Source organism: Thermostichus sp. OS-CIW-33 (assembly GCF_054059615.1).
The window spans coordinates 23,524-38,580 of record NZ_JBSSCH010000011.1 but is presented as its reverse complement, the minus strand read 5'-3'; the positions used below and the strand labels follow the sequence as shown (position 1 = coordinate 38,580).

12 protein-coding genes are annotated in these 15,057 nt (G+C 58.4%); 7 read left to right on the top strand and 5 right to left on the bottom strand.

The window, feature by feature from the left end:
- Nucleotides 1-120: 120 nt before the first annotated feature.
- Complete coding sequence (gene murD, locus ACVWZG_RS09535; protein ID WP_457406718.1) at nucleotides 121-1,563, top strand: UDP-N-acetylmuramoyl-L-alanine--D-glutamate ligase; 1,443 nt, start codon at nucleotides 121-123, stop codon at nucleotides 1,561-1,563.
- Nucleotides 1,508-2,632 carry an FtsW/RodA/SpoVE family cell cycle protein gene (locus ACVWZG_RS09530; RefSeq protein WP_457406716.1) on the top strand — a complete coding sequence of 375 codons (1,125 nt, stop codon included), beginning with the start codon at nucleotides 1,508-1,510 and terminating at the stop codon, nucleotides 2,630-2,632. The genes murD and ACVWZG_RS09530 overlap by 56 nt, the downstream gene beginning before the upstream one ends.
- Before the next feature lie 428 nt (nucleotides 2,633-3,060).
- On the opposite strand, the gene ACVWZG_RS09525 is transcribed toward ACVWZG_RS09530, so the two are convergent.
- A complete protein-coding gene (locus tag ACVWZG_RS09525; RefSeq protein WP_414399395.1) occupies nucleotides 3,061-3,672 on the bottom strand; it encodes a hypothetical protein in 612 nt (203 codons plus the stop codon).
- Nucleotides 3,673-4,003: 331 nt separating this feature from the next.
- Here ACVWZG_RS09525 and ACVWZG_RS09520 point away from each other — a divergent pair, with 331 nt between their 5' ends.
- Nucleotides 4,004-4,183 carry a hypothetical protein gene (locus tag ACVWZG_RS09520; RefSeq protein WP_011431964.1) on the top strand — a complete coding sequence of 60 codons (180 nt, stop codon included), beginning with the start codon at nucleotides 4,004-4,006 and terminating at the stop codon, nucleotides 4,181-4,183.
- A 191-nt stretch (nucleotides 4,184-4,374) separates the two neighbouring features.
- Here ACVWZG_RS09520 and ACVWZG_RS09515 read toward each other — a convergent pair whose 3' ends face one another.
- Nucleotides 4,375-5,961, bottom strand: a complete 1,587-nt coding sequence (locus ACVWZG_RS09515; protein WP_457406714.1) for an NAD(P)H-quinone oxidoreductase subunit 4 — start codon at nucleotides 5,959-5,961, stop codon at nucleotides 4,375-4,377.
- 118 nt (nucleotides 5,962-6,079) lie between these two features.
- Here ACVWZG_RS09515 and ACVWZG_RS09510 point away from each other — a divergent pair, with 118 nt between their 5' ends.
- Entirely contained in the window at nucleotides 6,080-6,250 is a 171-nt protein-coding gene (locus ACVWZG_RS09510) for a hypothetical protein (RefSeq protein ID WP_457406713.1), read from the top strand.
- On the opposite strand, the gene pdhA is transcribed toward ACVWZG_RS09510, so the two are convergent.
- Entirely contained in the window at nucleotides 6,218-7,219 is a 1,002-nt protein-coding gene (pdhA, locus tag ACVWZG_RS09505) for a pyruvate dehydrogenase (acetyl-transferring) E1 component subunit alpha (RefSeq protein WP_414350741.1), read from the bottom strand. The two genes, ACVWZG_RS09510 and pdhA, sit on opposite strands and share 33 nt — an antisense overlap.
- 326 nt (nucleotides 7,220-7,545) lie before the next feature.
- On the opposite strand from pdhA, the gene ACVWZG_RS09500 reads away from it, so the two are divergent.
- The gene (locus ACVWZG_RS09500) at nucleotides 7,546-8,358 is read left to right on the top strand and encodes a phosphatidate cytidylyltransferase (protein ID WP_414329457.1); all 813 of its coding nucleotides are present in this window, start codon (nucleotides 7,546-7,548) and stop codon (nucleotides 8,356-8,358) included.
- A gap of 60 nt (nucleotides 8,359-8,418) precedes the next feature.
- On the opposite strand, the gene ACVWZG_RS09495 is transcribed toward ACVWZG_RS09500, so the two are convergent.
- A complete protein-coding gene (locus ACVWZG_RS09495) occupies nucleotides 8,419-8,673 on the bottom strand; it encodes a hypothetical protein (protein WP_457406710.1) in 255 nt (84 codons plus the stop codon).
- A gap of 499 nt (nucleotides 8,674-9,172) precedes the next feature.
- On the opposite strand from ACVWZG_RS09495, the gene ACVWZG_RS09490 reads away from it, so the two are divergent.
- The gene (locus tag ACVWZG_RS09490) at nucleotides 9,173-11,911 is read left to right on the top strand and encodes a valine--tRNA ligase (RefSeq protein ID WP_457406708.1); all 2,739 of its coding nucleotides are present in this window, start codon (nucleotides 9,173-9,175) and stop codon (nucleotides 11,909-11,911) included.
- A 246-nt stretch (nucleotides 11,912-12,157) separates the two neighbouring features.
- Entirely contained in the window at nucleotides 12,158-12,481 is a 324-nt protein-coding gene (locus ACVWZG_RS09485) for an RNA recognition motif domain-containing protein (RefSeq protein ID WP_011431969.1), read from the top strand.
- Between the two features lie 205 nt (nucleotides 12,482-12,686).
- On the opposite strand, the gene cobN is transcribed toward ACVWZG_RS09485, so the two are convergent.
- Nucleotides 12,687-14,903 carry a cobaltochelatase subunit CobN gene (cobN, locus tag ACVWZG_RS09480; protein WP_457406707.1) on the bottom strand — a complete coding sequence of 739 codons (2,217 nt, stop codon included), beginning with the start codon at nucleotides 14,901-14,903 and terminating at the stop codon, nucleotides 12,687-12,689.
- Nucleotides 14,904-15,057: the final 154 nt, after the last annotated feature.

The following is a 15,057-nucleotide window of genomic DNA, read 5'->3' as shown; positions in this document are numbered from 1 at the left end:
CTCCACCAACTGGTTACCCCCATAAGCAAGGGGAGTGTCGAACAAAAACATGCGGGTCAAGGACGTGACCGGTAAGATCCAAGCAGGGATCCCCAAATAAAGAAAGAAGTAGAAACCAACGTGCGACATCAAGTTTTGGGGTTAGGCATTGCGGGGCTGGCGGCAGCGCGACTGTTGCGGGCCCAGGGCTATGAAGTGCTGGTTTGGGATGAGCAAGATTCCCCTCTTCTCAGACAGCGGCAGGCTGAGCTCAATCAAGAAGGGATCCCGGTTCGGCTGGGGCAGCCTTTTCAACTGGCCGAAGGGGTGAAGCAGGTGGTGGTCAGTCCAGGCATTGCTTGGGATCACCCGCTGCTGCAGGAGGTGCGTCAACAGGGAATCCCGGTGGTGGGGGAGGCGGAGCTGGCCTGGATCTATCTTGACCACCTACCCTGGGTGGGGATCACCGGCACCAACGGCAAAAGCACCACCACAGCTCTGGTGGCGGAGATGTTCAAGGCGGCGGGGCTGCAAGGGATCCCCTGCGGCAACATCGGCCTGCCCCTGTCGCAGGTGGCTTTGGCAACGCTCCAGGGAAAGCTCAAGCCGGATTGGATCGTGGCGGAGCTGAGCAGCTACCAGTTGGAGGCCAGTAGCCGCCTCATGAGCAGTACTCCTGGAGGGCCGCCGCGCATTGGGGTGTGGACCACCTTCACTCCCGATCACCTAGAACGGCATGGGACGCTGGAGCGCTATGCCAGCTTTAAGGCTCGCCTTTTGGATCGGGCCCAGTGGCGGGTGCTCAACGGCGAGGATCCCTACCTGTGCCGCCGCCGGCAGGACTGGGAAAATACCTATTGGACTTCCCTTGTTGCTACCCAAGGCTGTTGTGACCGGGATCCCACCGCAACCCTTGACCTGCGGGAAAACCGCCTCTACATCCAGGGGGAGATGGTGGCGGAGCTGGAGGACTTTGCAGAACGCTGCCCTGGCCAACACAACCTGCAAAACCTGCTCTTGGCGGCGGCAGCAGCACGTCTGGCCGGGATCCCCAACGCTGCCATTCAAAAAGCCATCCGATCTTTTGCCGGCATGCCCCATCGGCTGGAGCGGGTGGCGCAAATCCAGGTGGGAGCCACCCCCATCCGCTTTGTCAACGACAGCAAGGCCACCAACTACGAGGCCGGCTGGGTGGCGCTCAACGCCCTTTCCCCACCCATTATTCTGATTGCCGGAGGAAGGGCCAAGCAGGGGGATCCCGGCGCCTGGTTGCGGTTGATTCGGGCCAAGGTGGCCCGCGTGTTGCTGATGGGGGAGTCTGCCCCAGTGCTGGCAGAGGCCCTCCAGGGGATCCACTATACTGACGTTGAGCTGGTGCCAACCCTAGATGTAGCGGTGGAAAGAGCCTTTGCAGCGGCTTGTTCCCTTTCGCGTCAAGCTCAGAGCTTGGGGAAGCCCGCTCAACCCATCACCATTTTGCTGTCCCCCGCCTGTGCCAGTTTTGACCAGTACTCCAGCTTTGAACACCGTGGCAACCATTTCCGAGCCTGCTGCCAAGCCCTCCAGGGATCCCTGGAATGCTGAGGCTCGCTGGCTGCGCTGGCTCACCTTGATCTGGCTGGTGCTGGGGCTGCTGATGCTGTTTTCTGCTTCCTACCCGGTGGCTCAGCGGATCACCGGCGATGGCCTCTACTTTTTCAAGCGCCAATTGCTCTGGGCCGGGTTGGGTCTGGGCTGTTTCTGGGCTCTGGTGCAGATCCCGCTGCGGCGCTGGTTCCCCTGGGCCGGGATCCTCTGCTTGGTGGGAGTTGGCCTGGTGTGGGCCACCCAGGTGCCGGGGTTGGGGGTTTCCCGCCTGGAAGCCAGCCGCTGGCTGGATTTGAAGGTGATCCCTGTTATCCAGCCCTCGGAATTGCTCAAGCCCCTGTTGGTCTTGCAGGGATCCTGGGTTTTTGGCCGCTGGTTTCACCATCCCCTCTGGTTCCGCGTCCTCTGGGCGGGCATCTTCGCCTTTGCGCTCTTGGGGATCCTCGCCCAGCCCAACCTGGGCACCACGGCCATCTGCGGCCTCACCCTCTGGGTCATGGCTTGGACCGCCGGGATCCCAGCTTTCACCCTTTTGGCCACAGCGGGGCTGGGGATTCTGGCGGCTGTGGTGAGCATTCTCAGCAAAGATTACCAACGGCGGCGCATCTTGGCCTTTTTGGATCCCTGGGGCAATGCCCAAGGGGATGGCTACCAGCTGGTGCAAAGTCTGTTGGCCATTGGCTCTGGCGGCCTGTGGGGCAAGGGATATGGCCTCTCCCAGCAAAAGCTGTTCTACCTGCCCATCCAATACACCGACTTCATCTTCTCGGTGTATGCAGAAGAGTTTGGCTTGGCCGGATCCCTGTTCTTTCTGGGGTTGCTGACCTTCTACACTCTGCTGGGCTGGCGGGTGATGGGGCGCTGTCGAGAGCTGACCATTCGCTTAGTAGCCTGTGGCTGCCTGATGTTTTTGGTGGGGCAGTCGCTGATGAACATCGGCGTGGTCACCGGGGTTCTGCCCACCACAGGTGTGCCCCTGCCTTTGTTCAGTCATGGCGGCAGCTCTATTCTGGCAGGGCTGATCACAGCAGGATTGTTGGTGCGGGCAGCCCGCGAAGCAAGATGAAGGGATCCTTTCACGCAAGCAGCAAACCCAGAGGGCCAGGGATCCCTATTGGATTGGTTAGTCTCTGCTTTAGAGCGGCTTCTTATGCAGCAAAACCAAAGCTGAAGTTGAAACCGAGCCTAGATCCAGCCCATTTCATCCAAAACGAGGGTAAACACCGTCGCGCAACAGGCCACCAACAGCGACACATAAGCCGGCTGACCGTGGGCAATGCAAACACCGGCTGCCACCGAAGCGCCCGCAGCTGCAGAAAAGGTACGACCTGCCCAATTGCCTTTGGAGGGTTTGTCAGAAGGATTGAATTTGTTAAACATTTTTACAGCAGAAAGAGGATTCAAAGGGAATCAATTCCATAGGAAACGGCCTCAGGTTATCACCCCCCGACTCGATTCCAGAGGGATCCAAGGCCATTCTCAATATTTCTTCGCTTAGGCTTCAATCTTTCGTAAAATTGCGCTGAGATGCTCATAATCATCCCGCAACAGAGAGCTCAACTGCCGACCTGCCTGTAAAAGCCAGTTGCGATCTCGGTTCAGGATTCGGTAAGTCTGGCGGATCACGGCAGCCACCAGCTCATCGGTTGGGATCCCGTTAACCTGTAGCAGGGTGCGCAAAAACTCGAAAGAGCGGCAAAATTCCCTCACTTCCGTATCGGAGCAGAGATAAACCGGCTGGTGAATCTGGGGAGGCCGTGGCGGCAAGTACTGGTAGACTCGTCCCCCGCTGACAAAGCCGACAATGGCCGCGCGGAAATCGGTGCGCAACATGGCAAAAATTTGGGGCTGTTGCTCCCGCAGCTCCTGAGGGGAGAGGCCCAAAGCCCTGGCGCGGTGGACGGTGTCGATGGGGGCGATGGCGGCATAGCAAACCACCCCGTAGATTAGGTTGCCGGTCTCTTCGTCTTGGGAGCGCGTCCAACTGCCGAGAGCAGGCATGGGCGGGAAGGTCAGGCGTTCCGGCTCGAAGCACTGGGCCACAAAGGTTGTGGTGTCGGCCTCCACCACTTCTCCAAAAGCAGAGGCAGGCTGGGGGGCTCTCATCGGGATCTCAGACTTCTCAAGGGTTGCTGCTGCAAAGGCCGACGGAGGGAGACAGAGGAGTCAGGAGAAAATGGAATTTTTCCAGGTTTTAAGACTTGTGAAGATAGGGGCATCCCCTTGCCCAACATTTTGCCCCTTTTGCAACGTTTTGTCCGATCCCCGGACGGCAAATCGGCAACTCAACGGCCTATGAGATCCTCATTGCTAAGAAAGTTAGCCGACTCTGGGGATCCCTGCGTAATATATTTTTTCACACGCTCCCGCGCAAATTCGCCATCCTAAATATTAGCCATTCTAAGTATTGAGCAGTTGGCGAGCGGAGGGAGAAACAATGAATGCTCAGCAACGCGGCCAAATCATCGCTTCTGAGTGGATGATCGACAGCCAAAACCCAGTACACTCCATTTCTCGGCTCAAGCGTCGGGCAACCTACTCCGATGTAACCCTCTGGTGGTTGGTGGTGCAACTCAACCTGATGGAACAAAACTCTATCCACACCGATCACCGATAGGATGGACGGCACAAGAACAATCGGCTGCACGAAAATCCCAGCCCAGGAACATCCCGGATCCTAAATCCAATCTTAAAACTTAAAAAAAACAAAAGAAGAGCTGAAAGTTGAGTCGGGTTGCACCTCGAACACCAGCTCTTCTGGACAGAGTAAGGAATAGAGATAAAGAAGAACCGAGTCTCGACCCCCTTTTAATCCTCCAGAGGCAAAGCCGCCACCTGAGCCGATTGCACTGGCAAGGGGAAGAAAGGCCGCTGCACGATTTCAGTTGCCAACACACTGCGCAACTGGGCAGCTACCGCCACCGTCGTGACATCGTAGGTTTGGGTAGCCAGGCGCGGGTAGAAGCCAATGCCGAGAATCGGCAACAGCAGACAGAGGGCCACCGCCATTTCCCGCGGGCGCATATCCCCCAGGTAGTCTTCCAAAACCAAGCCGGGATCCTGAGCCCCGTAGAACACCTGACGCAGCATGGAGAGCAAGTAAATGGGCGTCAGAATGATGCCCACTGCCGCCAGCAGGGCAATTCCCGCTTTGAAGGTCGGCGCATAGGCATCGCTGGTGGTCAAGCCCAAGAACACCGTCAGCTCACCCACAAATCCGCTCATCCCCGGCAGCGCCAGAGAGGCCAGGGATCCCGCTGTAAACAGGGCAAAAGCCTTCGGCATCTGCTTGGCCAACCCTCCCAACTTGTCGAGGGCAAGGGTGTGGGTGCGCTCGTAGGTGATCCCCGTCAGGAAGAACAGAACCGCGGCAATCAGACCGTGGGAGATCATCTGCAGCACTGCCCCATTGATGCCCAGCTCCGTGAAGGCGGAGATCCCGATCAACACAAAGCCCATGTGGGCAATGGATGAATAGGCCAAGCGCCGCTTGAGATGGTTCTGACCAAAGGCCGCCAACGCCCCGTAAATGATGTTCACCACACCCAACACCGCCAGCACCGGGGCGAAGTACACGTGGGCTTCCGACAACATGCCCACATTCATGCGGATCAGGCCATAGCCACCCATCTTGAGCAGAACCCCCGCCAAGATCATGGAAATGGGAGCAGAGGCTTCGCTGTGGGCATCCGGCAGCCAGGTGTGCAGCGGGAAAATCGGCAGCTTCACCCCAAAGGCAATCAGCAAAGCCGCATAGGCCAACAGCTCCAAGGCCACCGGGTAAGACTTAGCGCTCAGCTCTGCCATCTCCAGGCTGAAGCCCTCGCCATAGAAGGCCATCGCCAGGGATCCCACCAAGATAAAAATGGAGGCGGCGGCGGTGTAGAGGATGAACTTGGTGGCGGCGTACTGGCGCTTCGGCCCACCCCAAATGGAGATGAGCAGATAGACCGGCACCAGCTCAATCTCCCACATCAGGAAGAATAGAAGCATGTCCTGCGCCAGAAATACGCCCACCTGGGCGCCGTACATCAGCAGCAGCAGGAAGAAAAACAAACGCGGCTTGTGGGAGAGATTCCAAGCCGCCACAATCGACAGGGTCGTGATCAAACCCGACAGCAACACCAGCGGGAAGGAGAGGCCGTCCACCGCCAGCGACCAGTGGAACCCAATTTGGGGCACCCAGGCGTAGCGCTCCGCCAGTTGCAGAGAAAAGTCCTGCAGGTCATAGTGCCGCACAAAGACATAGGCCATCAGGCCCAAATCAAAAGCCCCCACAGCGAGGGCATACCAACGCACCCAACGGCTCTGGGGGATCAAGGGGATCCCGAAGGCTGCCAGCAGAGGCAAGAGCACCAGCACCGACAGCCAGGGAAACTCAAGAGAATTGCTCATGACCGGGAATAAATACTCATGCTCGATATCTCAATGATATGAAGCTGTGTAAACAAATGGGAAGCGATATTTACAAAAAAATCTGCGCCATCGCGCAGATCTCGAGAAGGTTCCTCCAATGCCAATCATCGAGGAGCCTCGAGGGATCCAGCAGGACAGCACTCCGCCAGGTGGATGGGCCACCCGAGTTGGCCAGAGAACCTTGTGGGGATCCCCCGGCAAGCGACTCCCCCGCTACCGGGGAAGTGGCCAGGATCTACTCATCTTCGGCAAAGACAAAGCGGTGTAGCTCGTCCAGAGTGGGCTCTGGGCTTTCCAGAGCAAAAAGAACCGCGTCCTCAATCACGGCGCTGACCTCCGCGTGGATGGCTTGGAAGTCTGCCTCGGACATTAGGTTGTGCTCCAGGGCATAGCGTTCCAGTTGCTTGATGGGATCCCGCTGCCGCCAGAACTCTTTTTCCTCAGGACTGCGCAGCTCGTCAGGGTCGGCAAGGGAATGGCCCCGAAAACGATAGGTGATGCACTCTAGCAAGGTGGGGCCTTCTCCGGCGCGGGCGCGGGCGATGGCCTGTTGGGCGGCCTCTCGCACTGCTAGCACATCCATCCCATCCACCTGGTAGCCGGGCATGCCAAAAGCTGGGCCCTTGCGGTAGATATCGGTGTCGGAAGTGGCGCGTTCATGGGCCATGCCAATAGCCCAGAAGTTATTTTCCACCACATAGACGATGGGCAACTTCCAGAGGGCAGCCATGTTGAGGCACTCGTAAAACTGGCCGTTGTTGCAGGCTCCATCCCCGAAGAAGCAGGCGGTTACCTGGTCGGTGCCCCGATATTTGGCAGAAAAAGCAGCCCCCGTCGCCACTGGGATCCCTTCGGCCACGAAGGCATAGCCCCCCAAGAAATTGTGCTCCGCCGAGAAGAGATGCATGGAACCACCCCGACCCTTGCTGCAGCCGGTGGCCTTGCCGAATAACTCTGCCATGACCGCCCGTGGTGGGATCCCGGTGCTGAGGGCATGCACATGATCGCGGTAGGTGCTGCACACGTAGTCGGTGGGCTTGAGCGCCTTGATCACCCCCGTAGAGACGGCCTCTTGGCCGTTGTACAGATGCACAAAGCCGAACATCTTGCCCTTGTAGTACATTTCGGCGCACTTGTCTTCAAACAGGCGGCCCAGCACCATGTCTTCATAAAGAAGACGAGCCTCTTCGGCAGAAATGCGAGCAGTTGTGGAGCGCGAAGTAAGTTCTTGAACCATGCTGCGGTGCAACGAATCAGAGGTATCTTAGGCGGTCAGCAGTGAGCTTTGCGGTTTGCCCATTATCTCATGCTCCAGTCTGTCTGCCACCTTACCTGGAAATCCCATCCTGCAGGGCCGAAAGCGGTTGTTTCGAGGCCAAGGGAGTTAAACTGAAAGGCTAGGGCAAGAGGCGTTTCCATTGCAGCAGCCGCATCAGGACTCCGTCCCGCAAACGCGAATCTTGAACACCAGAGGGGGGGTTTCTTCTGCTCTCGGCTTGGACGTCGATCTGCTGGAGCCGGGGGCAAGAGGTATTTGGCCAGCCAACGTGACGGGGTGCGCCCATGGGAGCCCGTTGGGTTAGCGGTTTTGCGGCGGTGTTGTTTGCGTTGGCGGTCACCCTGCTAGGGGGCTGGTATTTTACTGCAGCCATTGGGCTGATCATTTTTTTGGCCCAGTTGGAGTTTTTTCGCTTGGTGCAAGCCAAAGGCAATGCGCCGGCCATGCGCACCACCATGTTTTCCAGCCAGGTGCTGGTGATTTTGCAGCAGGTGAGGCCGGAGTGGACCAGCCCTGCCTTTATCGTGGCGGGATCGATCATCTGTTTTTATTTGCTCTTTAAGCCCAAGGTGGCCACCATTGCCGATATTGCCACCTCGATTTTGGGGTTGTTCTACTGTGCGTTGCTGCCCAGCTTCTGGATTCGGGTCAGGGCCTTGTCTTTTGCGCAAGGGCTGGGCGAAGGGCTATGGATTACGCTGCTGGCCATTGGCTGCGTGATCGCTGCCGATGTGGGGGCCTACCTGTGTGGTCGGGCCTTTGGGCGCACCAAGCTCTCCATCCTCAGCCCGAAGAAAACGGTGGAAGGGGCAGTAGCCGGGATTGCCGCCAGCATGACCCTTGCGGTGGTTGGAGCTTATTACCTGGGCTGGCCGTGGAGCTGGTTGAGTGGGGGCATTCTGGGGTTTTTGATTGGGTTAACCAGCCTGCTGGGAGATCTCACAGAATCTCTGATGAAACGGGATGCAGGGGTGAAAGATTCCGGGGATCTGATCCCGGGCCACGGTGGCATCTTGGATCGGGGAGACAGCTATGTGTTCACCGCGCCACTGGTGTTTTACTTCATGGAATGGCTCAACGCTTACTCTGGGCTCTAGAGCCATCTCGTAAGCCTGCCAAAACCCAAGAACGCACACCAGTTACAAGTGGAGGAGTCCTCAATTCAAAATGGCTTGGCACTCGGGAGCCTCTAAAAACTCGTCCGGCGAAATGAGGTATCCTGGAGGCGCAGTCACAGGCACGAACCCCTCCAAGTTCAACTCGGTTTCGTCGTAAACCACCAGTTGGCTGAAACCGGCAACAGGATCCCCAGGATCCCCCTCCACCTCGAGAATGCGGGCTTTTCGCTGGATAATCCAAGGGGTCTCCCCTTCTAGTTCAGAAGGGGCCAGAGGGCGATCTAGGCCAAACACGAACTCTCCACTTCGACCGACGAGAATTGCCTCCAGGCTACCGGGCTTTCCTGCACCTACAAAGCAAAAAAAGTAGTCAGCGTGCGGGATAAAATACAGGCCTATCAGGGGTAGTGAAGGCGGCCAGGATTGTTCATCCGGATGAAGGCGAGCACTGAAGCAAGCTTCATAACCTGCCAGAGAGCCTGGTTCAAAAGGCTCCCCACGACAAAGTAGGATGTCTCTCTCTGATCTCTTCCAGTCCTGTTGCGCCAAGGCAGGGATCCCAGGGGATAGAGCCATCAGAGCCATCAGGACCGTTGCCGTCAATGATCTGGACATAACGCCGTACCCAAAGCTGAGGATGGTAGTACCCTAGCTCGAAATCCCTCTCTAGCCGTGTGATTAGGGTCAAGACCGATGGGCCACTCTACCCCGAAGGGCAAAGGGTTGAACTGCTACTCTATAAAGTGATTCATCAAAGTGATTCATCCTTCTCAGCCGTTGGCCTATTCTCCCCATGACTGCTGCAATTTCCTCTGTCAACCTGCCCAGCCAGTACAACCCCTTCGAGACCGAGCCGAAGTGGCAGCGCTTTTGGGAGGAGAAGGGCTTTTACGTGGCGGATCCCAAGGCGCCGGGAGAGGCCTTTAGCATGGTGCTGCCCCCGCCCAATGTGACGGGCAACCTGCACATGGGCCATGCTTTTGCCTTTACCCTGCCGGATGTGGTGACGCGCTACAAGCGCATGCGCGGCTACAACGTGCTCTGGCTCCCCGGCACGGATCATGCCAGCATTGCCGTGCACACCATTTTGGAAAATCAGCTTCGTCAGGAAGGCAAAACTCGCTTTGATCTGGGCCGAGAGGCTTTTCTGGAGCGAGCCTGGGCTTGGAAGGAGCAGTCGCAGGGAGCTATCAAGAGCCAATTGCGGCGGCTGGGTCTCTCGCTGGACTGGACGCGGGATCGCTTTACCCTCGACGAGGGGCTGAGCCGGGCGGTAACCGAGGCGTTTGTGCGGCTATACGAGGCGGGGTTGATTTACCGGGGCGAGTATTTGGTGAACTGGTGCCCGGCCACCCAGTCGGCGGTGTCAGACATTGAGCTAGACGACAAAGAGGTCAAGGGCCACCTGTGGCATTTTCGCTATCCCTTGGCCGAGGATCCCAGCCAGTATCTGGTGGTGGCCACCACTCGGCCCGAGACCATGCTGGGGGATACGGCGGTGGCGGTGAACCCCCAAGACGAGCGCTATTGCCATCTCATCGGCCAGTTCATTCGCCTGCCCATTAAAAATCGCCTCATCCCCATCATTGCGGATGAGTATGTGGATCCCTCCTTTGGCTCCGGGTGTGTGAAAATTACCCCGGCCCACGACCCCAACGACTTTGAAATCGGCAAACGGCACCAATTGCCCTTCATCAACATCCTCAATAAAGACGGCACCCTCAACGAAAACGGGGATCCTTTCACCGGCCTAGATCGCTTTGTGGCCCGAGAAAAGGTGGTGCAGTGGTTTGCCGAACATGGCCTGCTGGAGAAGGTGGAGGACTACACCCACACCGTTCCCCACAGCGACCGCGGCGGCGTGCCCATCGAGCCTTTGCTTTCCATTCAGTGGTTTTGCGATGTCTCGGGGATGGGGGCTCGCTGTTTGGAAGAGGAATACCAACGAAATAGCCCCCGCTTTATCCCTGAGCGCTGGACCAAAGTCTACACGGGCTGGCTGGAAAAGCTGCGCCCCTGGTGCATTTCTCGGCAGTTGTGGTGGGGCCATCAGATCCCAGCTTGGTATCCAGTCCTCAATGGCCAGCTTCTCGAGGATCCCCAAGCTTTTGTGGTGGCCCGCAACGGCGAGGAAGCGCTGCTCAAGGCACGGGAAAAGTTTGGCCCAGAAGTTGAGCGGGTGGAACAGGATCCCGATGTGCTGGATACCTGGTTTAGCTCTGCTCTGTGGCCCTTTTCAACCCTGGGCTGGCCGGAAGAGACCGAGGATTTCAAACGCTACTATCCCAACTCCCTGATGTCCACGGGCTTTGACATCATTTTCTTCTGGGTGGCCCGCATGGCCATGATGGGATCCCAATTTACCGGCCAGATCCCCTTCAAAGATGTGTACATCAATGGCCTGGTGCGGGATGAGCACGGGGCGAAAATGTCCAAAACCAAGGGGAATGGTATCGATCCCCTGGAGCTGCTGGACAAATACGGCACCGACGCCCTGCGCTATGCCCTGGTCAAAGAGGTGGTGGGGGCAGGGCAGGATATCCGCCTGGCCTACGACCGCAAGACGGGGGAGAGCGCCAGCGTGGAGGCCGCCCGCAACTTTGCCAATAAGATCTGGAACGCCTCCCGCTTTGTGTTGATGAACTTGGAGGGGCAAACCCCTGCCCAACTGGGATCCCCTGCCCCCGAAGCGCTGGAGCTGGCCGATCGCTGGATCCTGTCGCGGCTGCACTCCACGGCCACCCAAGTTATCGCCGAGCTGGAAGCCTATGGCCTGGGCGAGGGGGCGCGCCTGCTCTACTCTCTCATTTGGGATGACTTTTGCGACTGGTACATCGAGCTGGTCAAGCCCCGGCTGCGGGGAGAAGACCTGGCTTCCAAACGCGCAGCGCAGCAGGTGCTGGCCACCGTTTTGGAAACCATTCTCAAGCTGCTGCACCCCTGGATGCCCCACATCACCGAGGAGATCTGGCAGCTGCTCACCCAGGCCAACCAAACCACCTCTATCTCCGTGCAGCCCTATCCCACCCCAGATCCCAGTTGGATCGACCCTCAACTGGAGCGGGAGTTTGGCTTGGTGATCCAAACCATTACCAGCCTGCGCAACCTGCGGGCAGAAGCCGGCCTCAAGCCCCAGCAGGCCGTCACCGCCCTCCTGGTTACCGACGATCCCACCCAGCAGCAAATTCTCAGGGCTGCCCAAGCCTACATCCGGGATCTGGTTAAGGCCGAGGCTTTGGAGATTACGGGATCCCTGGCCACGGAGCCCAAACAGGTGGCGGCTGCAGTGGTGGGCACAGTGCAGGTGCTGATGCCCTTGGCAGGACTGGTGGATGTGGAAGCGCTGCGGGCCAAGCTGCAAAAAGACCTGGCCAAGCTGGAAAAAGAGGCCCAAGGGATCCGCGCTCGCCTAGAGAACCCCAATTTTCTCAACCGGGCCAACCCTGAGGTGGTGCAAGCCAGTCAGGAGCAACTGGCGGAGCTGGAAGCCCAGATGAGGTTACTGGGATCCAGGCTGGAGAAGCTGGGCTGAGGTGGCGTCAGCGCAGGTAGGGCAGCGGAGTGTTTGGGCCGGGCCAGTTGGGGTGTGAAGGCAATGTCCCCAGAATTTCGCGAAATCGAAGTGGTGAACCCCTGCTTCTGTGTTAGGATAGAAGCTGAGATTGTTATCGGTTGTAGTGCTCGTTTCTTCTGGTCTTGACGGATTTTCACGTTTTGTATTGGCAGACGGCTCTCCGAACATCTCACCCTTTGTTACTCTCTCTTTCGGAGATCGTCTATGTCGATTTATGTTGGCAACCTTTCCTTTAAGGTGACAGAAGCGGATTTGACCGCTGTTTTTGCTGAGTACGGTTCTGTGAAGCGGGTGCAGATCCCCACTGACCGTGAGACAGGCCGCATTCGAGGCTTCGGGTTTGTGGAAATGAGCTCTGAAGCAGAGGAGCAAGCCGCCATTGCTGCGCTGGATGGGGCAGAATGGATGGGGCGCGACCTCAAGGTGAACAAAGCTCGTCCCCGGGAAGAACGCCCCACCTCAGGTTTCCGCTCTGGTAACGCGAACAGTGGCGGCGAGCGGCGGCGGAGTTTTCAATCTCGCTATTGAAACGCCCGCTAGGGCTTCCCGGTAGCTGGCCAGGGGGCACCTAGGCGCGAGCCGGTCTTGGGCTACGATTCCGGGATCCAGCTGTTTCTCTAGCCTGCTTCCATTGTTCCAACAGAGGAGTTGATGAGGGATCCCGATCAACTCCTCTTACTCTTAAGATTCTTCCTTGCTCCCTGAGAGAGGAAAATAAAACGCTTGGCTTGGGTTACGGCGAGTTCGGAGATCCCTCTGGCCAAGGATCTGTCAGGTCGGCGGTCAAGGGATCCCAATCCCATCCCCAATCGCGGGCAATGGCCTGAGTAATCCCCAGTTGTCCGTGGCCGGGGTAGCGGGCCAGCGCTACCACCAGATCGATAAGCTGCTCACCGGCAGGGATTCGACCAAAGATGTGCAGCCCATCGCGAATCTGAGATTCTTTTAGCTCGCAGAGATAGCCATCCAGGCGATTCCAATCTTCTTCTTTTTCCAAGTTGAACTGTTGGTCTAGATGCTCTGCTCGAACCAGCTCCTGAATCTGGGCGCGAATCAGGGGACAACGACTGGGATCCAACTGTTGGGCCTGCACGTACTCATCCATCAGCCGTTCCAAATCCGCCAGGGGGCCGTACAGCTCGGCGCGGGTAAGGGGCGGGGTGAGGTGGTCGATAATCACTGCCTGGGCTCGCCGCTTGGCCTGGGATCCCTCTCCTGGGTCGTTGACGATGAAGGGGTAGAAGTGGGGCATTGGCCCCAGAGCAACCTCTGGGTAGCAGGTGGCGGAAAGAGCGGATCCCTTGCCGGGCAGCCATTCCAAGTTGCCGTGCTTGCCCACATGCACCACCGCTTGAACGGCGAAGACCTGCCGCAGCCACAGGTAAAAAGCCAGGTACTCATGGGGGGGCACCAGATCCGGGGCGTGGTAGTTCAACGAGGGATCCCGGTCATAGCCTCGCGGGGGCTGAATGCCAACAAAAACGTGCCCCAACTGGAGACCGGCGATGGGGATGTTTTGGGCGGGCGGATCCCCCCACTGCCGGACGAGGTCGGTCTGGATGGGCTCAGGCAAGCGGGCAAACCACTCTCGATAAAGGGCAGCAGAAAGGCATTGCCGAGCGGGGCGCAGGGATCCCAAGGGGTCGTAGGTCTGGCCTTCGGTTAGCCAATGGATGAGTTCATCTCCAGTCTGGGGCAGGGGATCTACTGAGTAGCCAGCTCCCGCCAAAGCTTTGAGAATTTCCACACAACTGGCAGGGGTATCCAGACCCACCCCATTGGCCAGTCGCCCGTCCCGACTGGGGTAGTTGGCCAGGATCAAAGCCAGTCGCCGCTGGGAAGGGGGGGTACGCCGCAATTTCACCCAGTTGGCCGCCAAATCGGCTACAAACTCCACCCGATCCGGCACAGCCACGTAGGCCACCACCTCCGTTTGCAAGTGGGGATCCCGCTGTTGAACCGCTTTGAAGGAAATGGCGCGGCTGATGATGCGCCCATCCACCTCCGGCAAAGCCACATTCATGGCCAGATCCCGCGCCCCCAATCCCCGTGTGGAGTTCTCCCAGCTCTGCCGGGATCCACCGCTGAGGATTACCTGCAAAACAGGCACATCCAACTCCTGCCACAGGCTTACATCGGGCTGGTGGCTGTCCAACCGCGCCAGAGAAAAGCTGGTGGTGTTGAGCAACAGGTCAATCTGGCCGCCGAAGTGATCCCGAATGGCCTGGGGCAAGTCGGGATCTTGAAGGCTGTAGGTGTAAAGGCACAGAGGCTGCAGCCCCCGCTCCACCAAGGCTTTTGCCAATTGATCCACCGGCTCTGTATTCCCCGCCAGAACATGGGCCCGGTAGAGTAAAATCCCCACCTTGGGAGCTTGGGGATCCGTCGGCGAGGCTACGGGAGGTTGGTAGATCCCAAGACGAGGCAACCCTTGTGGATCCGGCGCCGAATATTGGCCCCCTAGGAACTCCCCAGCCAGCAACAGCAGACAGGCAGCCACATTCTCCGCTCCCCCCTCCAGCCAGTACCGCCACACCCGATCCGCCACCGCCAGGGGCACAGTGGAATGGCTCACCAAATCCCAGTCGGGGCGATCGTCCCCAGGAATGACGATCAGGGTGGATCCCTCCTCGGCGGCCACCTGCTTGGCTACCTCCAGGCCATAGCTCCAGTAGGCCCTTCCCCCCAACAGGCGAAGGAGCACCACCTGCGCCCGCCGCAGCACCCTCTCGGCATAGTCATCCAGGCTGAGGGGCTGTTGCAACTGCAGCAGATTAGCTGCCCGTATGGCCGGAAAGTCTTGGGGCAAAAGACGGATGGCCGCGCTCAAAGCCGTCAGGTCCGTATCGGCTGCCGAGAGAACAACAATGGGAGCAGGATCCTGCTCCAGGAAAATGACCCCGGACTGGGTGGGATCCCATCCCCCTGGCAAAGCAGCTATTCGGTGCATGGCCGCTCTCCCAAGAGAAGGAAGCTCAGGCTTAGCGACTGTACTTGAAGCACAGAAGCACCCCAGCTCCCAGCGCTCAACTGGTCAGGAAGGGCTCCCGTAGTGGTTCCCGCTACCCAAGCATTGCCCTGTCCAAAGTGCTCCGCACCGCTGG

Bases quoted from the DNA above. Each gene is read 5' to 3' on its own strand.
- ACVWZG_RS09510 (WP_457406713.1), top strand. From the start codon at position 6,080: ATGCCAATCATCGAGGAGCCTCGAGGGATCCAGCAGGACAGCACTCCG.
- cobN (WP_457406707.1), bottom strand. From the start codon at position 14,903: ATGCACCGAATAGCTGCTTTGCCAGGGGGATGGGATCCCACCCAGTCC.
- ACVWZG_RS09515 (WP_457406714.1), bottom strand. From the start codon at position 5,961: ATGAGCAATTCTCTTGAGTTTCCCTGGCTGTCGGTGCTGGTGCTCTTG.
- ACVWZG_RS09485 (WP_011431969.1), top strand. From the start codon at position 12,158: ATGTCGATTTATGTTGGCAACCTTTCCTTTAAGGTGACAGAAGCGGAT.
- ACVWZG_RS09490 (WP_457406708.1), top strand. From the start codon at position 9,173: ATGACTGCTGCAATTTCCTCTGTCAACCTGCCCAGCCAGTACAACCCC.
- ACVWZG_RS09525 (WP_414399395.1), bottom strand. From the start codon at position 3,672: ATGAGAGCCCCCCAGCCTGCCTCTGCTTTTGGAGAAGTGGTGGAGGCC.
- ACVWZG_RS09500 (WP_414329457.1), top strand. From the start codon at position 7,546: ATGGGAGCCCGTTGGGTTAGCGGTTTTGCGGCGGTGTTGTTTGCGTTG.
- pdhA (WP_414350741.1), bottom strand. From the start codon at position 7,219: ATGGTTCAAGAACTTACTTCGCGCTCCACAACTGCTCGCATTTCTGCC.
- ACVWZG_RS09520 (WP_011431964.1), top strand. From the start codon at position 4,004: ATGAATGCTCAGCAACGCGGCCAAATCATCGCTTCTGAGTGGATGATC.